Source organism: Methylobacterium terricola (genome assembly GCF_006151805.1).
Taxonomy (GTDB): domain Bacteria; phylum Pseudomonadota; class Alphaproteobacteria; order Rhizobiales; family Beijerinckiaceae; genus Methylobacterium; species Methylobacterium terricola.
Genome location: NZ_VDDA01000038.1, coordinates 16,429 through 38,282, shown reverse-complemented (window position 1 = coordinate 38,282; position 21,854 = coordinate 16,429). Strand labels below are relative to the sequence as shown.

Here is a 21,854-nt window from a genome sequence, read left to right as displayed (position 1 = left end):
GGGGCGAGCCGGGGCCAGCTCTGCGGGAGGTAGAGGCCGCCGTCGCGGGCGAGCCCCGCCAGGAGGGCGTCGGTGAAGGTCAGCGGCGCGGCCTGGCCGCGGGTCGAGACATGAAGCACGGTGATCTGTCCTGAGGCTGGCGCGAGGCCCTACACGAATCCGCGAGCCTCGTCAGCCGATCCCTGCGCGGGCAAATCACGCGCAGACGGTCAGGCGCTCGCCCCCGGGGCCTTGCGCAGGCGGCAGCCGGTGATGCGCCACGCGCCGTCGCCGCTGCGTTCCAGGGTATAGAGCGCCTCCCAGTCGGTCCCGTCCTGATCCTGGATCCGCACGCCCTGGGCGAGGCTGCCGTCGGGCAGAGCCTCGTCGGTCCCGAACTCGAAGCGGCGGTTGCGGTAGACCGGGGCGTAGCCCTGGCGCACCATGCCGATGAAGGTCTCGGCGCTGGGAAAGATCGACCGGATGGCCGGCGCCGCCTCCGCATAGGCCGCGGCGGCGTCATCGTGCCGGAAGGCGTCCTGTTGACGCAGGATCACCGCCCGGGCCGCGTCCCGGTCGCCGTCGGCGGCCAGGGCACCCTGGTCGAAGGTGGCTTGAGCGAGAGCGAGCAGGGTCATCATGGCGACGAGGGTGCGCACGAACCGGGCCCTCCCGGAGACTGGTCTTCGGATGCCGCAACGTAGCAGGCTCGTCGGCCCGCTACAATCAGAAGTCGTCTGGACCTTGGGTGAAGGCGTTGGAGGTGGACCGGTTCGCCGCGCGGGACGGGACATCGCCCGGCGCGAGCAACAGGGTCTGTCGCCCTCCTGGTCGGTCCGGGGCCGCGCAGCGGAGCCCGGACTTCCGACACTCGGGCGCCGCAAGACGAAGCGGTGCGCGTGCCGCGCGATCCTGCATAGCCGTGCTCATCGATCCCGGGTTCCGCTGCGCGGCCCCGGGACGACGCAGAGAGTCTTGATGTCGTCGAGAGGAGACGGAAGTCTACACCCCGCTCGACTTGCGTCCCAGCTCCACCACCCGCAGGTTGTTGGTGGTGCCTGGCCGGCCGAACGGGATGCCGGCCACCGCCACCACCAGGTCCGGCGCCGTCGCGAACCCCTCCTGCTCGGCGACCTCGGCGGCGCGGTCGACCATCGCCTCGTAGGATTCGATCTCCGGGCCGAGCACCGAATGGGCCCCCCAGTACAGGCTGAGGCGGCGCGACACCGCGGCATCCGAGGTCGCGGCCAGGATCGGCACGTTCGGGCGCTTGCGGGCGATCCGGGCGGCGGTGGTGCCGCTCGACGTGAAGGCGACGATCGCCGCGGCCTCGATCGCGTCGGCGAGGGTCGCGGCGGCGGCGGCCACGGCGTGGGGCGGGCTGTCCTCGACCTCCGGCTCGCTCGCCCGGACGAGCGAGCGGTAGAGCCGGTGCTGCTCGGTGCGGCGGATGATCCGGTCCATCATCGAGACGGCCTCGACCGGGTACCGGCCCGCCGCCGATTCGGCCGAGAGCATCACCGCGTCGGCGCCGTCATAGACCGCGGTCGCGACGTCGGACGCCTCGGCCCGGGTGGGCGAGGGCGCCGCGACCATCGATTCGAGCATCTGGGTCGCCACGATCACCGGCTTCACCGCCCGGCGGCAGGCGCGCACCAGCTCCTTCTGGCGCCCGGGCACGTCCTCGGGCGGCAACTCGACGCCGAGATCGCCGCGGGCCACCATGATGCCGTCGGCGATCCGGATGATGTCGTCGATGTGATCGAGCGCCGACGGCTTCTCGATCTTGGCGACGAGCCCGGCCCGGCCGGCGATCAGCCCGCGCGCCTCCATCACGTCGGAGGGCGTCTGGACGAAGGAGAGCGCGACCCAGTCGACGCCGAGCGCGAGCCCGAAGGCGAGGTCGCGCCGGTCCTTCTCGGTCAGCGGCGAGAGGGCCAGCACCGTGCCCGGCAGGTTGACGCCCTTGCGGTCCGAGATCGGTCCGCCGACCACCACGTCGGCGTCGATCGCCGCATCGTCGACGCCGACGACCCGCACCCGGACCCGGCCGTCGTCGATCAGCAGGTCCTGGCCCGGCGCCACCGCGGCGAAGATCTCGGGATGGGGTAGGTGGATCGCGTCCGTGCCCCCCTCCCGGCCCTCCCGCACGAAGCGGATGCGGTCGCCGGTGGCAAGCTCCGCCTTGCCGCCGCGCAGGGTGCCGATGCGGATCTTCGGACCCTGCAGGTCCTGCAGGATGCCGATCGGCCGGCCGGTCTCCTGCTCGAGCGCCCGGATCGCGGCGTGGACCTTGGCGTGGTCGTCATGGGTGCCGTGCGAGAAGTTGAGCCGAAACGTATCGACCCCGGCGAGGAACAGCGCCTTCAGCCGCTCCGGCGTGTTGCTGGCTGGGCCGACGGTGGCGACGATCTTGGCGTGGCGGTGGCGGCGCATGGGGCCTCCTGGCTCTCGTCGGATGCGGAACTCGCGAAATCCGCTCAGGGTTTGGTGCGGCGGTAGACGTTGGTGAAGCTCACGTTCATGCCGCCGCAGGCGTTGTTGTCCTGTGCGAGCAGGAAGGGCGGCAGCAATGTCAGGCGCAGGCGGCAATCGGCAGCCTCGCCGCCGGCGTAGGGCAGCGTGCCCCTGTCCCCCATGGTGAAGGCGAGGCTCGGGCCGCTCGGGGCCATGGTGCCGTCGACGCTGCCTAGGTTGACCGCGCCACGCCGAACCCGGTCGGGGTCGAGGGCGCCGAAGGTCGCGTCGCCCTTCACCGAGAGGGCGCCCGCCGCTTTGGCCTGCCGGATGACCAGGGTCGCCTCCGGCGCCCTCCAGATACCGGTCCAATCGCGGGACCGCTGACCCGGCGCGTCCGGCGCCCGGGCGACCGCGCCCTCCGGCAGCCAGCCGGAGCGGACCGTCCCTTTCTGCCCGACATAGGTGGCGCAGACGAAGCCGGGCGACGCTTCACCCGGAGCGCCCGCCAGGATCACGGTGTTGCCCGGCACCACGAAGGCCGTCTCGCGGCAGGCCGGATCGGGCCCGGGGCAGCCCTTGCGCTCCGACGCGCCCCTGAGGAACGGCACCCGGGCCGCGCCGGCCTTGACCGTGCCGAGGGTCGGGCCCGGACCGGCGCCCAGCTCGCCGTAGCCGAAGCAATCGCCCTCGGCAGCGAGGGCGGGCCAGGGAGACGCCGCGAGAGAGGCGCCGAGAGCGACCGCGCGAGCGAGGCCGGACAATGCGAGCCCGGTCGGTACGCTCGATCCCGCGCCACGTCGTGCCCTGCCGCTCATCGTCCGAATCCCCCCGGCTTGCCGCGCCGTCGCCGAAGCTAGGGCATCTTGGACCAAAGGCGCACCCATTCGCACCCGAATCGGGCAGTCTCCCGCGGCGTCACACCCTTGACGCCGCTTATGCTGCAACGCACCCTGGCTCTGGGAAAACATTCGGCAACGATACGCGAGAGGGGGTATCGACGGTCATGCTGTTCCAGGCTCCCGTGTTCGAGACGATCTTCCGCACCCCAGTCGAGCACCGGCTGGTGATCCGGGGCTCGCGCAGCCGCGGCGCCCCGATGGACGGCGTACGCTGGTTCCACGACGAGTTCGATGCCGCCGGCGTCCTCGTGGCGCGCTACGAGACCTACGACGAGATCGACGCCTCCGGCGCCGCGCGCTGCGGCTGGCGCCGCTACGACGCCGCTGGCCGCCTCGTCGCCCGCCACGAGGTGCCGATGCGCTGGTCGGCCCTCGTCGCCCTCCAGCAGTCGCGCCGGGGCGCCGAGATCGTGCTGCAGCGCCTCGGCGGTCAGCTGGGGCCGACGCCGCGAAGCCGGCATGGATTGGCGGCCTGACCTTGCCACGCCCTTGGCCTAAGGGCCGATCGCCCGCACCATTCGCCCCATGACCTTCCGCGTTCTCATCGCGCTGCGGCACCGAATTATCCTCCCGGCCTGATCCGTCGGGCCGGGTTCGGCTGTCCGCATCCCGTGAAACGCCGGGCGCCCTCCGCGCCCATGAAGGTCCTTCGGTCATGCCCGTTACGAACGCGGTGCTGCATCTCCTGTGCGGCAAGATCTCTGCTGGAAAATCGACCCTCGCCGCCAGCCTCGCCGCGCGCCCCGGCACGATCCTGGTCCGGGAGGACCAGTGGCTCGCCGGGCTCTACCCGGGCGAGCAGAACAGCCTCGACGACTACGTCCGCAATGCCGGCCGCCTGCGCGGCGTGATGGGACCGCACCTCGTCGCCCTGCTGCGGGCGGGGGTGTCGGTCGTGCTGGATTTCCCCGCCAACACCCCGCAGACCCGGGCCTGGATGCAATCGATCTTTCGCGAGGCGGAGGCGGCGCACCAACTCCACTATCTCGAAGCCGACGACGCCCTGTGCAAGGCGCGCCTAGGGGCGCGCAACGCCGCCGGCACGCACGAATTCACGGTCAGCGACGCGCAGTTCGACCTGTTCACCCGCTACTTCGTGCCGCCCGGACCGGAGGAGGGGTTCGTGATCGTGCGGCATCCGCAGGCGGGAGGGTGAGCGGACAACGACGAAGCGCGGGCGTCCATCGCCTGACACCTCGTCCGGCCCCACCATGCTGACCATCTCCGCGTCATTCCGGGCTCCGCTGCGCGGCCCCGGAATGACCAGGAGGGTGTCAGACTCGTTTCGGGACTGGACCCTTATGAAAGTGTCCTCTCCTCACCCCACCGTCAGCTGCACCAGATGTCCGTCCGGGTCGCGCAGGAGGGCGTCGCCGCTCCCGGCCTTCGGCGTGCCCGAAACGAGCCGCCCGGCATGGGCCGCGCACACGGCCCGCAACGCCTCGCCGTCGGTCATCGCGATCACCAGCCGGGTCGCCGCGACGTCGTCGAGCCTGAGGTCGGGGGCGGGACGAGAGGCAATACCACGGTAGCACAGCAGCTCGACATGGGGGGGCGGCCCATCGGGGAAGCCGAGCCCAGTCACCTCGACGGTCGGATCGGCGACGCCGTCGAGGCGAGCCTGTTCCGGCCCGGTATTGAGGGAGCGCGACGCCACGCGCATGCCGAGCGATTCGTAGAACGCGACGCTGCGGGCGGTGTCGGCGACCGAGATCGCCGAGTGATCGAGGCCGAGGCAGACGTCGCGGGCGTCGGGCCGCCAGGCCTCCGGCACGGCATCCGCCGGGAAGGCCAGCAATTCGAGCGGATGGCCCGCGGGATCGCGGAACTTGAACGCCGTCACGCCGCCGGACGAGGCGGGGAGGCGCACCGGTCCGGCGGTCGTGATCGGGCGCCAGCCCGGATGAGCCGAGAGGCGCGCATGGGCCGCCGCCATGTCGGAGACAATGAGGGCGCAGTGCTGGAACAGCAGGCTGTAGCCCGGCACGTCGCCCGGATAAGGCCGACCCGCCGCCGCCGCGAGGTCGAGGCGCTGGTCGCCGAGGCGTAAGCGCACGATCCGCGCGCCGTCGCGCCCGTCGGCCACCGCGGCCGGATCCGCCTCGGCGTCGGTGAAGCCGAGGGCGTCGCGGTAGAATTCCGCCAAGGCCTCGGGGTTGGCGGCGTTCAGCACGACCCGGGCAAGACGTCGGGCGCCGGGAATGGCGGCGCTCACGGGGTCTGCACCCCGCGGCGATCGAGGAAGATCGCGTAGAGCGTGTGCGAGCCGCCGATGAACAGCCGGTTCTTGGTCGGGCCGCCGAAGGTGATGTTCGAGACCACGTGCGGCACCAGGATCTTGCCCATCAGCTTGCCCTCCGGGCTGAGGCAGTGCACCCCGTCAGCCGCGCTCGACCAGACATTGCCATCCTCATCGACCCGCATCCCGTCGCAATAGCCGGGCTCGATCGTGTGGAAGACGTCGCCGCCGGACAGGGCGCCGTCGGGTGCGACGTCGAACACCCGGATGTACTGGCGCGGGTTCGGCTTCGACTGGTCGCCCGTCTCGGCGACGTAGAGGCGGCGCTCGTCAGGCGAGAAGGCGAGGCCGTTCGGGCCGTCGAAATCGCCGGCCATGACCTGGATCTCGTTGGTGCGCGGATCGAAGCGGTAGAGCGCCGGCGGCTGCTCGGAGGTCTGGCGCCCGCCCTCGTAATCGTTGGCGATGCCGTAGACCGGGTCGCTGAACCAGATCGTGCCGTCGGATTTGACCACCACGTCGTTCGGCGAGTTGAGCCGCCTGCCGGCATGGCGCTCGACCAGCGTCGTGACTGTGCCGTCGTATTCCGTGCGATACAGGCAGCGGCCGCGATGCGAGCAGGCGATCAGCCGGCCCTCGCGGTCGCGGGTCTGGCCGTTGGCGTAGTTCGACGGCGCGCGATAGACCGAGAAGCCGGCGCCCTCGATCCACCGCATCGTGCGGTTGCGCGGCAGGTCCTGGAACAGCAGGCAATCGGCGTCGCCCATCCAGACCGGGCCCTCGATCCAGCGGAAGCCGGAGCCCAGCTCCTCCAGGGGCGCGTTGCCCAGGATGTAGTGCTTGAAGCGCTCGTCGTGGATCTCGAACCCGTCCATGGCGTCACCGGAACCGGCAGGCCGACCCGGTGGTCGGGGGCTTGTCGTACTGGACGATCATCAGCACCGCCGGCTCGTCGCCGACCGTGCCCGAGCGGTGGCCCGTCTTGCCGTCGACCTCGCGCACGTTCTGATCCTCGCCGAACGAGATCTCGCCCGGTCCCATCTCGACCCGAGTGCCGTCCATCGATTCGACGAACCAGCGGCCCGAGAGCGGGATGATCCATTGCGGCTTCGGGTTCGGGTGCCAGTCGCCGGTCCAGCCGACCGGCTGCACGGTCACGAACACGGTGGCGCCGTCATGGGTCTTCTGGCCCTGCCATTGCGGCGGGGCCGGCGGCGACATCGACTTCTTCTCGAACTCGGTGAGGGCGCAGCGGGTCTGGTGGCTGATCCCGTCCGCATCGGCCCAGAGGTGCCAGTAGGGGATGGTGGGTTTCTCGTCGCTCATCGGGCGGTCTCGCTGAGGCTGTAAGGTTTCGACGAGGCGAAGGGGTCGGCGAAAAAAGTCTCGACGGTGCTCGCCCCGGTGCCGAAGGTGACCAACAGAAACCCGCCGGCGAGCGCCAGGTTCTTCCAGAAATCCCAGAAAAGCTCGCGCCCCTTGCCGCCGGACCAGAAATCGCCCGGCTTCCAGAACTGCTTCCACAGGAGCGCCGTGACGCCGCAATAGCCGGCGAGCACGAAGCCGGCGAAGCGGTCGGCGATGCCGGTGAGGATGCCGAGCGACATCACGATCTCGACGAACAGGCCGGCGAGGATCAGCATCGTCGCCGGCGCGGTGGCGTGCACGGCCTGCTTGGCCTGGCCCACCGCACCGCGGAAGTTCAGGATCTTGTCGAGCGCGCTGAACGGCAGGAACAGCATCACCAGGAGGAGCCTGATCCCGAAGGCGACCGCGATGCTGAAGCTTGCCATCCGCCCGTGACCCCGCTGTCCTGTTTCGCGTTGCAAAAACCTAACTGGAGCGGGTCGACGTTCGCGCCAGCCCCGCCATATCCGCCGCCAGCACGATCGAGCGGCCCGGATCATCCCGCGCCTGCCGCAGAAGAAGGGATCGCCGATGAGCGAGAACCGGCACTACGACGTCGTCATCATCGGCTCGGGGCCGGGCGGCGGCACGATGGCGTGGCGGCTGGCCCAGACCGGCAAGCGCATCCTGCTGCTCGAGCGCGGCGATTACCTGCCGCGGGAGCGCGAGAACTGGGACAGCCAGGCGGTCTTCGTCGATGCCCGCTACCAGGCGCCGGAGACCTGGTACGGCGCCGATGGCTCCAGCTTCCATCCCGGCCTGCACTACTTCGTCGGCGGCAACAGCAAGGTCTACGGCTCGGTCCTGCTCCGGCTGCGCAAGAAGGATTTCGACGAGGTTCGTCATCCGGACGGCATCTCGCCGGAATGGCCGGTGAAGTACGACGTGTTCGAGCCCTATTACCAGGCGGCGGAGGAACTCTACTACGTCCACGGCCTGCGCGGCGAGGACCCGACCGAGCCGCCATCCGCGAAACCCTATGCCTACCCGCCGATCACCCACGAGCCCCGGATCCAGGAGCTGTTCGACGGGCTGAAGCGCGAGGGGCACCACCCGTTCCACCTGCCGGTCGGCGTACGGCTCGAGGAGCGGAACGGCAAGCCGCTGCCGCACTCGGCCTGCATCCGCTGCGACGCGTTCGACGGCTATCCGTGCATCACCAACGGCAAGGCCGATTCGCAGGTGACCTGCGTCGACCCGGCGCTGGCGGCGCACGACAACCTCACGCTGATGACGAACTCGTACGTCGACCGGCTCCTCACCGATCCGGCCGGGCGCACCGTCACCGGCGTCGAGGTCAAGCGCGGCGACGCCACCGAGGTGTTCACCGGCGACGTGGTGGTGGTGGCCTGCGGCGCCCTGTCCTCGGCGCTGCTCCTGCTGCGCTCCGGCAACGACGCCCACCCGCACGGGCTCGCCAACCGCTCAGGGCAAGTCGGCCGCAACTACATGCGGCACAACAACTCGACGGTGCTCGCCATCTCGCGTACCCCGAACCCGACGAAGTTCCAGAAGACGCTCGGACTCAACGACTTCTACTTCGGCTCGGACGACTGGGACTATCCCCTCGGCCACATCCAGATGGTCGGCAAGTCGGACGGGGTGCAGATCCACGGCGAGGGGCTCCCGGGCTTCCTGCAATGGTTCCCGGAAAAGCCGTTCGACTGGATCGCCAAGCACTCCCTCGACTTCTGGCTCACCACCGAGGACCTGCCGATCCCGGCGAACCGGATCTTCTATGACGGCGGCAAGGTGCGTCTCGATCTCGAGCAGACCAACATGGAGGCCCTGCACCGCCTGAAAGCGAAGCTGCGCGACCTGTGCACGAAGCTCGACATCCATCCGCACCTGTTCGACCGCTCGCTCTATCTCGGCAAGGACGTGCCGATCGGCGGTACCGCCCACCAGGCCGGGACGCTCCGCTTCGGCACCGATCCGGCGACGTCGGTCCTCGACCTCGAGTGCAAGGCGCACGAGCTCGACAACCTCTACGTGACCGACGCGAGCTTCTTCCCGTCGATCGGCGCAGTGAACCCGACGCTGACGATCATCGCCAACGCGCTGCGGGTGGCGGATCACATCATCGGACGGCTGAAGGCGTGAACGCCCGCGCCCGATCCGTGCATGGACGGCCATGACACCCACCCCGTCACTCCGGGCCCGCGCAGGCGGAGCCCGGAACGACGCGGCGAGACGGAAAGGCAAGGGTCGATCGGGCCTGTCGGCCCGACCAGGCGGCGCACCGCATCACGTCCCCAGCGCATAGGTGCGCCGTCGCCTTCCAGGCTATGACTGTGACGCCCTCAGAGGAGTCGCCGATGCCCCTGGACCCCGCCCTGCGCGACCGCCTCGTCGCGGCCGTCGCCGAGAATTTCGACGCGCAGATCGCCCACACCCAGGCGCTGATGCGCTTCCCCTCGACCCGCGGCGAGGAGCAGGCGATCCAGGACTTCGTGTTCCGCACGTTTCGCGAGCGCGGCTACGCCATGGACCGCTTCGCGATGGACCGGGACCAGATCGAGTCGCATCCGGGCGGCGCGCGTTTCAGCCCCGAGCATTCCGAGGCGCCGATCGTCGTCGGCATCCACCGGCCGCGGGAGGAGCGCGGGCGCTCGCTGATCCTTCAGGCCCATGTCGACGTGGTGCCGCCCGGTCCCGCCGATCTCTGGACCCACCCGCCCTTCGAGCCGGTGGTGGAGGGCGACTGGCTCTACGGCCGCGGCGGGGCCGACATGAAGGCTGGCCACGCCGCCAACCTGTTCGCCCTCGACGCCCTGCGGCGCATCGGCCTCCAGCCGGCGGCCACCGTGACGCTGCAATCGGTGGTGGAAGAGGAATCGACCGGCAATGGCGCCCTGATGACCCATCTGCGCGGCTACCGCGCCGACGCGGTGCTGATCCCCGAGCCCGAGGAGGAGATGCTGGTGCGCGCCAATACCGGCGTCTTGTGGTTCCGGGTCGAGGTCCGGGGCCGGCCGGTCCATGTCCGCGAGATGGGCACCGGGGCGAACGCCATCGACGCGGCCTACCGGGTGATCGGGGCGTTGCGCGACCTCGAAGCGCGCTGGAACGCCGACAAGGCCGGCCGGCCGCATTTCGAGGGCGAGGCCCATCCGATCAACCTCAATATCGGGCGGATCGAGGGCGGGGACTGGGCCTCCTCGGTGCCGGCGTGGTGCCGGATCGACTGCCGCATCGCGATCTATCCGGGCACGAGCGCGGCCGAGGCCGCCCGCGAGATCGAGGCGGCGGTCCAGGCCTTCGCCCGCGACGACGCCTTTCTGTCGAACAGCCCGCCGAGCGTCAGCTTCCACGGCTTCTTCGCCGAGGGCTACGTGCTCGACGAGGGCTCGGAGGCGGAAGGCGTGCTCGGACGGGCGCATGCGGCTGCGACGGGATCGGCGCTGAAGAGCTTCATGACCGCCGGCTATCTCGATACCCGGGTCCACGCCCTCTACGACCGGGTGCCGGCGCTCTGCTACGGCCCGAAGAGCGAGAACATCCACGGCTTCGACGAGCGGGTCAGCCTGGCCTCGCTCCAGCGCATCACCACCGCGATGGCGATGTTCGTTGCGGAATGGTGCGGCACCGAAGCGGTGTGAGAGGCGGGCCCCGTCCCGGGACCCGCACCCCGATCAGTCGAAGCTGCGCTTCGAGCCCGAGCCGCCGAGGCTGATCTTGCGGGCCTGGGGAGCCGCAGGGGCGGCCTGGACGGGCTTCGGCGGCGGCAGGTGGGCCTGCCCATGCACCACGGCGCCGATCTCGCCGAGTGCCCTGACCAGATCCTCCTTGCCGCAGGTGCGGGCGACGACGAGGCCGAGCTTGTGGGTGTGGCTCTTGGCGTAGAGATAGCCCGCGAGCTTGGCGCGGGTCTGGACCGGCAGCGCGTCGAGGAGGTCCGGCAGGTCCTCCGGCTCGGCCCGGTAGATCTCCCCGAGGGTCGCGAGGGGGACCGGGCAGTCGCGGTCGGCTTCCGCGCCGCTGGTGGGGTGGCCCTGGATCATGGTGCGTCCTCCGGCTGATGGGCGTGCCGCCGAACGTAGGGCCGATGGCGGGGTGAAGAAACCGCCGGCTCTCGCGAATCGGGGCGCTCGCGCTCCGGCGCCTCGATGCCCTATGCTCGCCCGGGACACCAGGGGGAGCGCGGGGCAACATGTCCGGAACCAGCGAAGCGACGGCCGAGGCGGCACGGCCGCAGGGCGACCTGACGGTGCGGACCATCGCGATGCCGGCCGACACCAACGCCAACGGCGATATCTTCGGCGGCTGGGTGATGTCGCAGATGGACCAGGCCGGCGGCATCGCCGGGGTCGAGCGGGCGCAGGGGCGCGTCGTCACGGTGGCGGTCGACGGCATGACCTTCCTGCGGCCGGTCCGGGTCGGCGACGTGCTCTGCGTCTACACCCAGGTCGTGGCGACCGGCCGCACCTCGATGCGAATCCAGATCGAGGCCTGGGCCCGGCGCTTCCGCACCCAGACCCGCGAGAAGGTGACGGTCGGAGTCTTCACCTTCGTGGCGATCGACGATGACGGCCGACCGCGCCCGATCCCGCCCGCCGCCCCGGGCCCGACCCCGTGAGCCAGGCGCCCACCAGCCAAGCGCCCGCCGACCCGGCGACCTTCTCCTGCCAGGCATGCGGCGCCTGCTGCGCCTACTCGGCGGAGTGGCCCCGCTTCAGCACCGAGGACGATGCCGACATCGCCCGGATCCCGGTATCCTACGTCGATGATCCGGCCGGCCGGATGCGCTGCGAGGGCGAGCGCTGCTCCGCCCTCGACGGCCGGATCGGCGAGCGCGTCGCCTGCAAGGTCTACGCCGTGCGCCCGGAGGTCTGCCGCACCTGCGAGCCCGGCGACCCGGAATGCCTGATCGCCCGGCGGCATCACGGGCTGCCGGTATAGGGGCCGAAGCTCCCTTGTGCCGCTGCCCCTTGTGCCGCTGCCCCTTGCGCCGCGGCCGCAAGGCGGTCACATCCGCCGGATGATCGAACATCCGACCCGGGACGTCGGCTTCGGGGTCTACCTGCACTGGCCCTTCTGCGCCGCGAAGTGCCCGTATTGCGACTTCAACAGCCACGTCCGCCACGCCGCCATCGACCAGGGACGGTGGCGGGCCGCCTTCGCGCGCGAGATCGCCCACGCCGCCGCGCTGGCGCCGGGCCGGACCGTGACCAGCATCTTCCTGGGCGGCGGCACGCCCTCGCTGATGGAGCCGGCGACGGTCGGCGCCCTCCTCGACGCGGTGGCCGGCGCCTGGGGCGTGGCGCCCGACGTTGAGGTGACGCTGGAGGCCAACCCGACCAGCGTCGAGGCCGGTCGCTTCCGCGGCTACCGTGCGGCGGGGGTCAACCGGGTCTCGCTCGGGGTCCAGGCCCTCGACGACGCGTCGCTCAAGAAGCTCGGCCGGCTGCACAGCACCGCGGAGGCGATGCGGGCGGTCGAGACCGCCGCCGCCCATTTCGAGCGCTACTCCTTCGACCTGATCTATGCCCGGCCCGACCAAACGCCGGAGGCCTGGGCGGCGGAGCTGCGCGGGGCGATCGCCCGGGCGGCGGAGCACCTGTCGCTCTACCAGCTGACCATCGAGGAGGGCACGCCGTTCTTCGGCCTCGCCGCCGCCGGCAAGCTCACCGTGCCGGACGACGACACGGCGCGGATCCTCTACGACGTGACCCAGGAGGTCTGCGCCGAGGCCGGCCTGCCGGCCTACGAGATCTCGAACCATGCCCGGCCCGGCGCCGAATCGCGCCACAACCTGCTCTATTGGCGCTACGGCGAGTATGCCGGCATCGGCCCCGGCGCCCATGGCCGCCTCGTCCTGCCCCACGGGCGCACCGGCACCTCGACCGAGCGCAACCCGGAGGCCTGGCTCGCCCGGGCCGAGGGCGAGGGGCACGGCATCGTCGAGACGGAGGCGTTGAGCAGGAGCGACCAGGCCGACGAGTTCCTGATGATGGGCCTGCGCCTGCGCGAGGGCATCGATCCCGCGCGCTACGCGGCTTTGGCGGGCCGGACGCTCGATCCGGACCGCGTCGCCGGGCTGGTCGCCGCCGGGCTCGTCGCCCACCGTCCGAGCGGCCGGCTCGCGGCGACGCCGAAAGGCGCGCCGGTGCTCAACGCCGTCGTGGCCGAGCTCGCGGCGTAGGTCAGGTTCCCGACGGCCCGAGCGCCCGCGGCGCCGGGCTGGCGATCGTCGTGCCGCCGCCGCGAATCTCGAACACCGCGAGGGTGCGGTCGCTGGTGCCCTCCGGGCGGAACCGGAAGGTGCCGTCGATCCCGGCGAAGCCCGACGGGTTGGTGAGCGTCGTGTCGGCGTAGCGCTGCGACCCGTATTGGCGGTTGAGCGCCGCGGCGAGGGACACGGCGTCGTAGGCGAGCGTGGCGACCCGCACCGGATCGCCGCCGAACCGGGCCCGGTAGCGCTGGCTGAAGCCGGCGAACCCGGCGGGGTCGGCGGCGGCGAACCAGCCACCCTGGAAGGCCGGCAGGGCGAAGACCCGCGGATCGTTCCACAGGGCGGTGCCGACCGGCTTGACCCGGGCCGGGTTGAAGCCCGCGCGGGTGAGCGCGGCGCCGGCCGCGGCGAGGCCCTCCGGCGTGTCGGGCAGGAACAGCGCGTCGGCCTGCGGCGCCGGGCCGGCGACCAGGGAGGCGATGCGCCCGACCGCCGGTCCCGGATTGCCGGCGGGATAGCGTTCGATCGCCACCACCCGGGCGCCGCGGCGGGCCGCCGCCTCGCGGAACTGTGCCTCGACGACGCTGCCATAGGTCGTGTCCGGGATCAGCGCCACGAAGGAGCGTCGCCCCGCCGCCGTGGTCTGGTCGATGATCCGGTCGACCTCGGGCTGGGGCAGGAAGCTGAGCAGGTAGACGCCGCGCGCCGCCACGCTGGCATCGGTCGAGAAGGCGATCACCGGCTTGCCGGCCGGCCGTGCCGTGGCCGCAGCCGATTGCACGGTGGCGGCGAAGAGCGGGCCGATCACGAGTTCCGCCCCTTCCGCCAGGGCCGCCGCCGCCGCCTCGCGCGCACCGTCGGGCGTGCTGCGGTCGTCCTTGACCAGGATCTTCAGATCGGGACTCTGGGATTCGGAAAGCGCCAGCTCGGCGGCGTTGCGCAAGCCGGCACCGATGGCGGCGCCGGGCCCGGAGAGAGGCAGGATCAGGGCGACCTTGACGCTGCCGGCCCCGAGGCTCGTCCCGTCGGCGGCCGGGACCGCCGGCGCCTCGACCGGCGCGGTGCGGGTGGCGACGACCGGGCTGTCGACCCCGCCGCAGGCACCGACGGTCAGGAGTGCGGCGAGCGTGAGCGCGCCGCGTCCGAGACGCCCCAGAGTGTCGAGGCCGATGCCCCCCATCGCCCGCTCCCCCGCTCCCGCCGATGCCGTGCCGCGAATCAGCCACGGCAACCGACGAGCAACATGCATGCCCGGTGCATAAAGTCTGCCGAGGAAAAGTAAACGACGGCTCATGCCTACGCCGCGATGGCGCGAGGGCAGGGCGTCGTGGCAGAGTCGCGCCGATGACCCAGCGCAGCGACGATCCCCGCCGCCGTCCCCCGGACCGGTCCGCGACCGGACGGGGCCCGGCGGTCTACACCGCCTTCGGCCTCGCCGCCGAGGCCGAGCCTCTGGCCCCGGGCCTGCACGTGGTGGCGACCCCGATCGGCAACCTGAAGGACGTGACCTTCCGGGCGCTCTCGACGCTGGCCGCCGCCGACGCGGTGCTGGCCGAGGACACCCGGGTCACCCGCACGCTGCTCGCCCATTACGGCATCACCACGCCGCTTCTCGCCTATCACGAGCATTCGGGGGAGGGGGTGCGCGAGCGCATGATCGCCCGCATGCAGGGCGGCGAGGCCCTGGCCCTCGTGTCGGATGCCGGTACGCCTCTGGTCTCCGATCCCGGCTTCAAGCTGGTCCAGGCGGCGATCGAGGCCGGCCTCGCGGTGACGCCGATTCCCGGCCCCTCGGCCGCCATCACGGCCCTCGTCGCCGCCGGCCTGCCGACCGACCGGTTCTTCTTCGAGGGCTTCCTGCCGCAGAAGAGCGGCGCCCGGCGCAGCCGCCTCGCGACCCTCGCCGCCGTGCCCGGCACCTTGGTCCTGTTCGAGGCGCCGCACCGCCTCCCCGAGATGCTGGCGGATGCCGCCGAGGTGCTGGGCGGCACCCGGCCTGCCGCGGTCGCGCGCGAGCTGACCAAGCTGTTCGAGACCGTGCGCCGCGGCGACCTCGCGGCGCTGGCCGCCGAATACGCCGCCTCGGGCCCGCCGAAGGGCGAGGTGGTGGTGGTGATCGGCACCGCCCCCGAGGACGCGCCCGGGCCGGAGCACGATGCCGACCTCGATGCCCGCCTCGAGACCGCGCTCGCTCGCCACTCGATCAAGGACGCCGCCTCGCTCGTCGCCGACGAGACCGGCCTGAAACGGCGCGAGGTCTATGCCCGCGCCCTGGTTCTCGCCCGCCGCACCGACGATGCCGGCGACGCCTGAGGCGGCGCGCCGGCGCCGGCTCACCTTCGTGCGCGGGCGCCGGGCCGAGCTGCTGGCGGCCCTCGCCCTGCTGCTCAAGGGCTACCGGCCGCTCGCCTGGCGCGTGTCGGTCGGCGGCGGCGAGATCGACCTGATCGTGCGCCGCGGCAGCGTCGTGGCCTTCGTCGAGGTCAAGGCCCGGCCGACCCTGGAGGAGGCACGGATCGCCATCGATGCGCGCAAGCGCCGGCTGTTCTCCCGCGCCGTGAGGGCCTGGATCGCCCGCTCGCCCTGGAGCGCCGGCCTGACCCTGCGGGCCGACGCGGTGTTCGTGGCGCCGGGGCGCTGGCCCCGGCACGTCGTCTCGGCTTTCGAGCTGGATGCGTAGGGTTCCGGGGATTCCGTTCATCTTGCGTGCAGCGCAGCATGGCTAAGCTTGCCGGCATCACGTCGTCGCGGGCGAGGGGGTCACGAGATGCGCAGCGGTTTCGGATGCGAGTCCTGCGGTTCTCCGGCAGTTCGCCTTCCGGCCGAGCTGAACGACGACGCCCTGATCCAGTGCGACGGCTGCGGCTGCACGCTGATGGCCTGGGGTGCGTTCAAGCGCCGCGTCGAGGCGCAGGATGCCGCCGAGCGGCACGACCCGGCCGAGCGGCGCGCGATCGGAGCGGGTGTCCAGCCGATGCGCTGAGGCCCGTCGCTCGCGGGCGCCCGTCCCACGGCCCGCGCGATGTCTCGGCCGGGATTGATGCCCCTTCGGGTCGTTCCGGGCTCCGCTGCGCGGCCCCGCAACGACGGTGTCGATCTCGGCGCGAACTCAGCCCGCCGCAGCCGCGATCGCGGCGATCAGCGTGCGCTTGAGATCCTGCTGGCTGAACGGCTTCTGCACCACCGGGCGGTCGCGGAACGGCTCGCGGATGCCGGCGCCGCCATAGCCGGTGGAAAAGACAAGCGGCAGGCCGCGGCGCACGATCGCCTCGGCAACGGGGTAGATCGGCTCGCCGGCGACGTTGACGTCCAGGATCGCGACCACGAAGCTCTCGGTCTCGGCCATCTCGAGCGCCTTGCTCAGGCGGGCCGCCGGACCCACGACCTCGCAGCCGAAATCGAGAAGCATGTCCTCCAGCAGCATCGAGATCGCCGCTTCGTCCTCCACCACGAGGACGCGGGCACCGTTCAGGAGGTCTTCGCTTGTTTCCGTGCCCACGCCGGAGTTCTTTCCCTCAACGCCCCGCACAGAGGCCCCACCGAACCGTCCCTGTCGCCGCGGGAACCGCGAGGCCGCCAGGGGATCCATCCACCCGCAACCCAGGCGGGTCCGCGCCGGCAGACGAGGCCCGCGCCGGTGAGCCGTCGCCCGGAAAGGCAGTCATGTCAAGCGTACGGACCTGGGACGCGATGCAGCGGCGGCGGGATACTCCCCGCCCCTTGAATCGGCGCCTCCTGCTGGCATGGGGCGGGGCGGCGGCGATCTGGGGGGCCTCCACCGCCGCCCGGGCCGACCGGCCGGTCGTCGTGGCCTCGAAGAGCGACGGCGAGGGCATCCTCCTCGGCCACCTGATCGTGATGACCTTGCAGCGGCTCGGCGTGCCGGTGACGGCCCGGCTCCAGCTCGGCCCAACCCGCATCGTGCGCACGGCGCTGACCTCCGGCGAGATCGACGCCTATCCCGAATATACCGGCAACGCCGCCTTCTTCTCCGGCACGGATGCCGATCCGGTCTGGCGCCGGGCCGAGAGCGCCTACGCGGCGGCGAGGACCTTCGACGCCGCGAACGGCCTTACCTGGCTGAAGCCGGCGCCGGCCAACAACACCTGGCAGATCGCCGTGCAGGGCGTCCTGGCCCGGGCCGAGCGCCTCGCCACGATGGCGGATTTCGCCGGTGCGGTCCGTCGCGGCCTGATCGAGCTCGCCGCCTCCGCCGAGTTCGTCGAGAGCCCCGCCGCCCTGCCGTCCTTCGAGCAGGCCTACGATTTCACGATGCCGCGGGAACGGATCATCATGCTGCCGGGCGGCGACACCGCCGTCACCCTGCGGGCGGCGGCGCAGGGGATCAGCGGGGTCAATGCCGGCATGGTCTACGGCACCGACGGGGCGATCGCCGCCCTCGACGTGGTGGTGATGAGGGATCCCGCCGGGGCGCAGATCGTCTACGAACCAGCCCCCCTGATCCGCAGCGCGGTGCTCGCCCGCTACCCGGAGATCGGGCCCGCCCTCGACCGGCTGTTCGCCGGCCTGGACCTGCCGGTCCTGCGCCGGCTGAACGCGCAGATCGCCGTGGACGGCGACACGCCCGAGGCGGTCGCCCGCCGCTACCTCGGATCGCTCCCACAATGACGGCCCTCCCGACGACCCGGCCTGCCGCCTGGCTCGCGCCTGTCCTCGCCGTCCTGGCGATTGCGGGCCTCGCCGGATTGCCGTTCCTCACCCTGGCGCCGAACCGCCTGGTGCCTGGGAGCCCCGTCGGCTGCGGCCTGTCCGGCGCCGCGGCCGGTGTCCTGGCGGGGCTCGCCGCCGGGCTCCTGGCGTGGCCGGGGCGTCCCGGGCGCGCCCGGATCGCGCTTGCCGCCTCGCTCGCCGCCTGGATCGCGCTGCTCCTCGCGGCCGGGCATGGCGCGGCCGACCTGATCGCCGGACGGCCGCCGGCCGCCCGTGCCGCCCTCGGGGCGGGGGCCTGGCTCGCCGGCCTCGCCGTGGCGGGCCTCGTCGCGGACTCCGCCCGCGCGCTGCTGCCGCGGCGCGGCGGGCTCGTCGCCGCGCTGCTCCTGATCGGGCTCGCGGTCCTCACCGCCTGGGCCGGCCTCCTCGACGCCCTGTCGCTCGCCGTCGAGTACCGGGCGCGGGCGGCAGCGCTGGGGGCCGCCGTCCTGCAGCATCTCGGCCTTGCCGGGGCGTCGCTGGCGCTCGCCCTCGCCGTCTCGGGGCCGCTGGCGCTCCTGCGCCTGCGCGGCGGACCCGCCTCGCGCCTCGCCGACGGGCTTCTCAACGGCGTGCAGGTGGTGCCGGCGCTCGCCCTGTTCGCCGCCCTGGTGGCGGGCCTGTCGGCCGTGCTCGCGTGGGTGCCGGCGTTGCGGAGCGTGGGGCTGGCGGCGATCGGGCCCACCCCGGCGGTGATCGGCACCGCTGCCTATCTCGCCCTCCCGCTGGTGCGCGGCCTCGCCGCCGGCCTCGCGGCGGCGGATCCAGACGTGCTCGCCGCCGCCCGGGCGATGGGCCTCACGCCGCGCCAGGTCCTGCTGCGCGTGCGCCTGCCGCTTGGAGCCCCGGTGCTGATCGGCGCCCTGCGGGTCGCGGCGGTGCAGAGCATCGGGTTTGCGACGCTCGGCGGCCTCGTCGGGGCCGGCGGGCTCGGGGCGGTGGTGTTCGAGGGCATGGCGCAGTTCGCCCAGGACCTGATCCTGCTCGGGGCGCTGCCGGTGATCGGCCTGGCGCTCGCCATCGATGCCGGGCTCGCCCTCCTCGGCGGCCCGCGGACCCTGGGAGATCCGGCATGAGCCGCGCCCGCCTCGGCGCCCTAGCGCCGCTCCTCCTCAGCCTCGGCCTCGCCGTGCTCAGCCTGCCGGAGGTCGCCGGATTCCTCGTCCGGGCATTGGGCCTGCACGCCGGAACGCCGGTCCCGGCCGGGCGCCTCGCCTGGCTCGCCCGCCAGCATCTCGTCCTGGCGCTCACCGGATTCGCCCTCGCGAGCGGGGCCGGCCTCGCCCTCGGCATCCTGGCGACCCGGGCCGCCGGGGCGCCGGTGCGCGCCGCCCTCGACACCCTGGCCACGGCCGCCCAGGCCGCGCCGCCGGTGGTGATCGTGGCGCTGGCCCTGCCGGTGCTCGGTTTCGGCGCACCGCCGATCCTGCTGGCGCTCGCCGCCTACGGGCTGATGCCGGCGATGCGCGGCACCGTCGGCGCGCTCGCCACCGTGCCCGACGACGTACGCCGGGCGGCGACTGCGCTCGGACTCACCCCAGCGCAGATCCTGCTGCGGGTGGAACTGCCGCTCGCCGCCGGGCCGATCCTCGAGGCCCTGCGGGTGGTGCTGGTGCTGGCGGTGGCGACCGCGGCGATCGGGGCGCTTGCCGGCGCCCAGACCCTCGGCACACCGATCGTCGTCGGGCTGCAGAACCAGAACACCCTGGCGCTGGTCCAGGGCGCCGCCGCAGCGGCCGCGCTCGCCTTCCTGGCCGATGCCGCGTGGCTCGCGGCAGCGGCGGGGATCGGTCGATGGCTGCGGCCGTGACGCCCTACGCCGCCGCCAGCCCCCGCTTGCGCAGGAGCGGTGCGGTGCTCGGCAGCCGGCCGCGGAACGCCGTGTAGGCGCTGCGCGCATCGCGCAGGTTGCCGGCGCCGTAGACGTAGGTGCGCAGGCGCTCGGCGGTCGCCGGGTCGAAGATGTTGCCGGCCTCCCGGAAGGCGTCGAAGGCGTCGGCGTCCAGCACCTCGGACCAGAGGTAGCTGTAATAGCCCGCCGCATATCCCTCGCCGGCGAAGATGTGCTGGAAATGCGGGGTGCGGTGCCGCATCGCGATCTCCGCCGGCATGCCGATGCGCGCCAGCGAGGCGGCCTCGAAGGCGAGGGGGTCGATGCCGGCTTCGGCCTCCCCCGAGAGGTGCAGGTCGAGGTCGACGATGGCCGAGGCGGTGTACTCCACCGTGGCGAAGCCCTGGTTGAAGGTGCGGGCGGCGAGCAGCCGGCGCAGCAGGTCCTCGGGCATCGGTTCGCCGGTGCGGTAGTGGCGGGCATGCGACCGCAGCACCTCGGGCTGCTCGAGCCAGTGCTCGTAGAGCTGGGACGGCAGCTCGACGAAGTCGCCCGCCACCGCGGTGCCGGCGAGGATCGGGTAGGTGACGTTCGAGAGCAGGCCGTGCAGGGCGTGGCCGAATTCGTGGAACAGCGTGCGGGCATCGTCGAAGGACAGGAGCGCCGGCTCGCCCTCGCCGCCCTTGGCGAAGTTCATCACGTTGACGATGATCGGCGTGACCGCGCCGGTCAGGCGCTCCTGCGAGCGGAAGCCGCTCATCCAGGCGCCCGACCGCTTGCTCGCCCGGGCGAAGTAATCGCCGAGGAACAGGCCGACCAGCCGCCCGTCGCGGTCGGCGACCTCCCAGGCCCGCACCTCGGGGTGGTAGCGCGGCACGTCCCGGAGTTCGGAGAAGGAGAGGCCGAACAGACGGTGCGCGGTGTCGAAGGCGGCCTGGATCATGCCCTCGAGCGACAGGTACGGCTTGATCTCGCCCTCGTCGAGGGCGTGCTCGCGCCGGCGCAGGCGCTCGGCGTAGTGGCGCCAGTCCCACGGCGCCAGGGGGGCGGTCTGGCCGTCCTCGCGGGCGAGCGCCTGGAGCCGGTCGCGCTCGCCTTCGGCGCGCCGGCGCGCCGGCGCCCAGACCTCCTCCAGGAGCCCGACCGCGGCCTCGGCGCTGCCCGCCATCGTGTCGTCGAGGCGGTAGGCGGCGTAGCTCGGATAGCCGAGGAGGCGGGCCCGCTCGGCGCGCAGGCGCAGCGTCTCGGTGATGATCGCCCGGTTGTCGGTCTCGGCCCCGTTCTCGCCGCGGCGGATCCAAGCGGCGTAGGCACGCTCGCGCAGGTCGCGCCGGGTCGAGAAGACCAGGAACGGCTCGATCAGCGAGCGCGACAGGGTGATGACATGGCGGCACGTCAGCCCGCGCTCCTCGGCGGCCTGGGCCGCCGCGGCCCGCAGGAAGGGCGGCAGGCCTGCCAGGTCCTCCTCGCCGTCGAGCTCCAGCGTGAAGGCGCTCTCGTCGGCGAGCAGGTTCTGGCTGAACTGGGTCCCGAGCTCGGCGAGCCGCGCCGCGATGGCGGCCATGCGCTCCTTGGCCTCGGCGTCGAGCTCGGCCCCGGCGCGGCGGAAGCGCAGGCGGTAGCGCTCGCGCACCCGCTTCTCCTCGTCCGACAGGCCGTCCTCGCCCACGGCGGCGACCCGCGCCCACAGGTCCGGGTTGAGGTAGATCGCGCTGCCGTGGCGGGCGAGCCGCGGCGCCACCGCCCGCTCCACCGCCTGCAGCTTCGGGTTGGTGTGGCTGCCGGTGAGGTTGAAGAAGGTCGAGGAGACCCGGCGCAGCGATTGCCCCGAGCGCTCCAGCGCCTCGATCGTGTTGGCGAAGGTCGGCGGCTCCGGGTTGCCGGCGATCGCCTCGATCTCGGCGACGTGCTGGGTCAGGGCCCGCTCGAAGGCCGGCTCGTAATGCGCGGGCGCGATGCGCTCGAAGGGCGGCAGCCCGTGCGGCGTGGTCCAGGCCGGCTCGGAGAAGGGGTTGGGCTCGTGCTCCGCCGTGACGCCGCGCATGCTGGTCCTCTCGTTCATGTGGCGGGCGACGATAGCCCTTGGCGCGGGCGGCGCAAGCGAAGGCCGGTCGCAGGGGGGCCGAGGCTGGGAACGGTCACGCTTGGACGCCC

At 72.5% G+C, this 21,854-nt stretch carries 25 protein-coding genes; 13 read left to right on the top strand and 12 right to left on the bottom strand.

Annotation, left to right across the window (positions count from 1 at the left end; genetic code table 11):
• The 4 genes from FF100_RS33035 to FF100_RS33020 form a co-directional block, all read right to left on the bottom strand.
• A partial coding sequence (locus FF100_RS33035) for a hypothetical protein (RefSeq protein ID WP_139040260.1) occupies nt 1-119 on the bottom strand: 119 nt, incomplete at its 3' end.
• 90 nt (nt 120-209) lie between these two features.
• A complete protein-coding gene (locus FF100_RS33030; RefSeq protein ID WP_139040264.1) occupies nt 210-620 on the bottom strand; it encodes a DUF4864 domain-containing protein in 411 nt (136 codons plus the stop codon).
• 361 nt (nt 621-981) lie between these two features.
• On the bottom strand, nt 982-2,415 hold the full coding sequence (pyk, locus tag FF100_RS33025; RefSeq protein WP_139040259.1) for a pyruvate kinase: 1,434 nt from the start codon (nt 2,413-2,415) through the stop codon (nt 982-984).
• 44 nt (nt 2,416-2,459) lie between these two features.
• The gene (locus FF100_RS33020; RefSeq protein WP_139040258.1) at nt 2,460-3,254 is read right to left on the bottom strand and encodes a hypothetical protein; all 795 of its coding nucleotides are present in this window, start codon (nt 3,252-3,254) and stop codon (nt 2,460-2,462) included.
• 188 nt (nt 3,255-3,442) lie between these two features.
• Here FF100_RS33020 and FF100_RS33015 point away from each other — a divergent pair, with 188 nt between their 5' ends.
• Entirely contained in the window at nt 3,443-3,814 is a 372-nt protein-coding gene (locus tag FF100_RS33015) for a hypothetical protein (RefSeq protein ID WP_139040257.1), read from the top strand.
• A gap of 179 nt (nt 3,815-3,993) precedes the next feature.
• Nucleotides 3,994-4,494 (top strand): P-loop nucleotide/nucleoside kinase family protein, encoded by a 501-nt coding sequence (locus FF100_RS33010; protein WP_139040256.1) that lies wholly within the window; start codon nt 3,994-3,996, stop codon nt 4,492-4,494.
• A 162-nt stretch (nt 4,495-4,656) separates the two neighbouring features.
• Here FF100_RS33010 and FF100_RS33005 read toward each other — a convergent pair whose 3' ends face one another.
• The 4 genes from FF100_RS33005 to FF100_RS32990 are packed head-to-tail and all read right to left on the bottom strand — an operon-like array spanning nt 4,657 to nt 7,370.
• Complete coding sequence (locus tag FF100_RS33005; RefSeq protein ID WP_139040255.1) at nt 4,657-5,553, bottom strand: VOC family protein; 897 nt, start codon at nt 5,551-5,553, stop codon at nt 4,657-4,659.
• Nucleotides 5,550-6,452, bottom strand: coding sequence for an SMP-30/gluconolactonase/LRE family protein (locus FF100_RS33000; protein ID WP_139040254.1), 903 nt, complete (start codon nt 6,450-6,452; stop codon nt 5,550-5,552). The genes FF100_RS33005 and FF100_RS33000 overlap by 4 nt, the downstream gene beginning before the upstream one ends.
• 4 nt (nt 6,453-6,456) lie before the next feature.
• Nucleotides 6,457-6,903, bottom strand: a complete 447-nt coding sequence (locus FF100_RS32995) for a cupin domain-containing protein (protein ID WP_139040253.1) — start codon at nt 6,901-6,903, stop codon at nt 6,457-6,459.
• Entirely contained in the window at nt 6,900-7,370 is a 471-nt protein-coding gene (locus tag FF100_RS32990; protein WP_139040252.1) for a DoxX family protein, read from the bottom strand. Before FF100_RS32990 ends, FF100_RS32995 begins: the two co-directional genes overlap by 4 nt.
• A gap of 145 nt (nt 7,371-7,515) precedes the next feature.
• On the opposite strand from FF100_RS32990, the gene FF100_RS32985 reads away from it, so the two are divergent.
• Both FF100_RS32985 and FF100_RS32980 read left to right on the top strand, forming a co-directional pair.
• Nucleotides 7,516-9,087, top strand: a complete 1,572-nt coding sequence (locus FF100_RS32985; RefSeq protein WP_139040251.1) for a GMC oxidoreductase — start codon at nt 7,516-7,518, stop codon at nt 9,085-9,087.
• Nucleotides 9,088-9,302: 215 nt separating this feature from the next.
• Nucleotides 9,303-10,586 (top strand): ArgE/DapE family deacylase, encoded by a 1,284-nt coding sequence (locus tag FF100_RS32980; RefSeq protein ID WP_139040250.1) that lies wholly within the window; start codon nt 9,303-9,305, stop codon nt 10,584-10,586.
• Between the two features lie 33 nt (nt 10,587-10,619).
• On the opposite strand, the gene FF100_RS32975 is transcribed toward FF100_RS32980, so the two are convergent.
• Complete coding sequence (locus tag FF100_RS32975) at nt 10,620-10,988, bottom strand: hypothetical protein (protein ID WP_139040249.1); 369 nt, start codon at nt 10,986-10,988, stop codon at nt 10,620-10,622.
• 149 nt (nt 10,989-11,137) lie between these two features.
• Between FF100_RS32975 and yciA the strand changes: the two genes are divergently transcribed.
• The 3 genes from yciA to hemW all read left to right on the top strand — a co-directional run bounded on the left by yciA (nt 11,138) and on the right by hemW (nt 13,129).
• Complete coding sequence (yciA, locus tag FF100_RS32970) at nt 11,138-11,563, top strand: acyl-CoA thioester hydrolase YciA (RefSeq protein WP_139040248.1); 426 nt, start codon at nt 11,138-11,140, stop codon at nt 11,561-11,563.
• Nucleotides 11,560-11,886, top strand: coding sequence for a YkgJ family cysteine cluster protein (locus FF100_RS32965; protein ID WP_139040247.1), 327 nt, complete (start codon nt 11,560-11,562; stop codon nt 11,884-11,886). Before yciA ends, FF100_RS32965 begins: the two co-directional genes overlap by 4 nt.
• Nucleotides 11,887-11,965: 79 nt before the next feature.
• The gene (gene hemW, locus FF100_RS32960; protein ID WP_139040246.1) at nt 11,966-13,129 is read left to right on the top strand and encodes a radical SAM family heme chaperone HemW; all 1,164 of its coding nucleotides are present in this window, start codon (nt 11,966-11,968) and stop codon (nt 13,127-13,129) included.
• Nucleotide 13,130: 1 nt separating this feature from the next.
• Here the strand turns inward: hemW and FF100_RS32955 are convergent, their stop codons facing one another.
• The gene (locus tag FF100_RS32955; protein WP_139040245.1) at nt 13,131-14,339 is read right to left on the bottom strand and encodes a penicillin-binding protein activator; all 1,209 of its coding nucleotides are present in this window, start codon (nt 14,337-14,339) and stop codon (nt 13,131-13,133) included.
• 164 nt (nt 14,340-14,503) lie between these two features.
• On the opposite strand from FF100_RS32955, the gene rsmI reads away from it, so the two are divergent.
• The 3 genes from rsmI to FF100_RS32940 all read left to right on the top strand — a co-directional run bounded on the left by rsmI (nt 14,504) and on the right by FF100_RS32940 (nt 16,142).
• Entirely contained in the window at nt 14,504-15,472 is a 969-nt protein-coding gene (gene rsmI, locus FF100_RS32950; protein ID WP_139040244.1) for a 16S rRNA (cytidine(1402)-2'-O)-methyltransferase, read from the top strand.
• Entirely contained in the window at nt 15,456-15,839 is a 384-nt protein-coding gene (locus tag FF100_RS32945; protein WP_171070430.1) for a YraN family protein, read from the top strand. The genes rsmI and FF100_RS32945 overlap by 17 nt, the downstream gene beginning before the upstream one ends.
• A gap of 87 nt (nt 15,840-15,926) precedes the next feature.
• Nucleotides 15,927-16,142, top strand: coding sequence for a hypothetical protein (locus tag FF100_RS32940; protein ID WP_139040242.1), 216 nt, complete (start codon nt 15,927-15,929; stop codon nt 16,140-16,142).
• Between the two features lie 126 nt (nt 16,143-16,268).
• Here the strand turns inward: FF100_RS32940 and FF100_RS32935 are convergent, their stop codons facing one another.
• Nucleotides 16,269-16,583 (bottom strand): response regulator, encoded by a 315-nt coding sequence (locus FF100_RS32935; protein ID WP_395413666.1) that lies wholly within the window; start codon nt 16,581-16,583, stop codon nt 16,269-16,271.
• Nucleotides 16,584-16,849: 266 nt separating this feature from the next.
• On the opposite strand from FF100_RS32935, the gene FF100_RS32930 reads away from it, so the two are divergent.
• Genes FF100_RS32930 through FF100_RS32920 form a run of 3 tightly spaced genes read left to right on the top strand, consistent with a single transcriptional unit; the run spans nt 16,850 to nt 19,679 of the window.
• A complete protein-coding gene (locus tag FF100_RS32930) occupies nt 16,850-17,788 on the top strand; it encodes a glycine betaine ABC transporter substrate-binding protein (RefSeq protein ID WP_139040263.1) in 939 nt (312 codons plus the stop codon).
• Complete coding sequence (locus FF100_RS32925; RefSeq protein ID WP_139040241.1) at nt 17,785-18,945, top strand: ABC transporter permease subunit; 1,161 nt, start codon at nt 17,785-17,787, stop codon at nt 18,943-18,945. The genes FF100_RS32930 and FF100_RS32925 overlap by 4 nt, the downstream gene beginning before the upstream one ends.
• Nucleotides 18,942-19,679, top strand: coding sequence for an ABC transporter permease (locus tag FF100_RS32920; RefSeq protein WP_139040240.1), 738 nt, complete (start codon nt 18,942-18,944; stop codon nt 19,677-19,679). Before FF100_RS32925 ends, FF100_RS32920 begins: the two co-directional genes overlap by 4 nt.
• Nucleotides 19,680-19,683: 4 nt before the next feature.
• Here FF100_RS32920 and FF100_RS32915 read toward each other — a convergent pair whose 3' ends face one another.
• Nucleotides 19,684-21,744, bottom strand: a complete 2,061-nt coding sequence (locus tag FF100_RS32915) for a M3 family metallopeptidase (RefSeq protein WP_139040239.1) — start codon at nt 21,742-21,744, stop codon at nt 19,684-19,686.
• Nucleotides 21,745-21,854 lie beyond the last annotated feature (110 nt).

What these genes read in the sequence shown, in the direction of transcription:
- FF100_RS33030 (WP_139040264.1), bottom strand. Translation starts at nt 620, where the DNA reads ATGATGACCCTGCTCGCTCTCGCTCAAGCCACCTTCGACCAGGGTGCC.
- pyk (WP_139040259.1), bottom strand. Translation starts at nt 2,415, where the DNA reads ATGCGCCGCCACCGCCACGCCAAGATCGTCGCCACCGTCGGCCCAGCC.
- FF100_RS33020 (WP_139040258.1), bottom strand. Translation starts at nt 3,254, where the DNA reads ATGAGCGGCAGGGCACGACGTGGCGCGGGATCGAGCGTACCGACCGGG.
- FF100_RS33015 (WP_139040257.1), top strand. Translation starts at nt 3,443, where the DNA reads ATGCTGTTCCAGGCTCCCGTGTTCGAGACGATCTTCCGCACCCCAGTC.
- FF100_RS33010 (WP_139040256.1), top strand. Translation starts at nt 3,994, where the DNA reads ATGCCCGTTACGAACGCGGTGCTGCATCTCCTGTGCGGCAAGATCTCT.
- FF100_RS33000 (WP_139040254.1), bottom strand. Translation starts at nt 6,452, where the DNA reads ATGGACGGGTTCGAGATCCACGACGAGCGCTTCAAGCACTACATCCTG.
- FF100_RS32995 (WP_139040253.1), bottom strand. Translation starts at nt 6,903, where the DNA reads ATGAGCGACGAGAAACCCACCATCCCCTACTGGCACCTCTGGGCCGAT.
- FF100_RS32990 (WP_139040252.1), bottom strand. Translation starts at nt 7,370, where the DNA reads ATGGCAAGCTTCAGCATCGCGGTCGCCTTCGGGATCAGGCTCCTCCTG.
- FF100_RS32985 (WP_139040251.1), top strand. Translation starts at nt 7,516, where the DNA reads ATGAGCGAGAACCGGCACTACGACGTCGTCATCATCGGCTCGGGGCCG.
- FF100_RS32980 (WP_139040250.1), top strand. Translation starts at nt 9,303, where the DNA reads ATGCCCCTGGACCCCGCCCTGCGCGACCGCCTCGTCGCGGCCGTCGCC.
- FF100_RS32975 (WP_139040249.1), bottom strand. Translation starts at nt 10,988, where the DNA reads ATGATCCAGGGCCACCCCACCAGCGGCGCGGAAGCCGACCGCGACTGC.
- yciA (WP_139040248.1), top strand. Translation starts at nt 11,138, where the DNA reads ATGTCCGGAACCAGCGAAGCGACGGCCGAGGCGGCACGGCCGCAGGGC.
- hemW (WP_139040246.1), top strand. Translation starts at nt 11,966, where the DNA reads ATGATCGAACATCCGACCCGGGACGTCGGCTTCGGGGTCTACCTGCAC.
- FF100_RS32955 (WP_139040245.1), bottom strand. Translation starts at nt 14,339, where the DNA reads ATGGGGGGCATCGGCCTCGACACTCTGGGGCGTCTCGGACGCGGCGCG.
- rsmI (WP_139040244.1), top strand. Translation starts at nt 14,504, where the DNA reads ATGACCCAGCGCAGCGACGATCCCCGCCGCCGTCCCCCGGACCGGTCC.
- FF100_RS32945 (WP_171070430.1), top strand. Translation starts at nt 15,456, where the DNA reads ATGCCGGCGACGCCTGAGGCGGCGCGCCGGCGCCGGCTCACCTTCGTG.
- FF100_RS32940 (WP_139040242.1), top strand. Translation starts at nt 15,927, where the DNA reads ATGCGCAGCGGTTTCGGATGCGAGTCCTGCGGTTCTCCGGCAGTTCGC.
- FF100_RS32935 (WP_395413666.1), bottom strand. Translation starts at nt 16,583, where the DNA reads ATGCTGCTGGAGGACATGCTTCTCGATTTCGGCTGCGAGGTCGTGGGT.
- FF100_RS32930 (WP_139040263.1), top strand. Translation starts at nt 16,850, where the DNA reads ATGCAGCGGCGGCGGGATACTCCCCGCCCCTTGAATCGGCGCCTCCTG.
- FF100_RS32925 (WP_139040241.1), top strand. Translation starts at nt 17,785, where the DNA reads ATGACGGCCCTCCCGACGACCCGGCCTGCCGCCTGGCTCGCGCCTGTC.
- FF100_RS32920 (WP_139040240.1), top strand. Translation starts at nt 18,942, where the DNA reads ATGAGCCGCGCCCGCCTCGGCGCCCTAGCGCCGCTCCTCCTCAGCCTC.
- FF100_RS32915 (WP_139040239.1), bottom strand. Translation starts at nt 21,744, where the DNA reads ATGCGCGGCGTCACGGCGGAGCACGAGCCCAACCCCTTCTCCGAGCCG.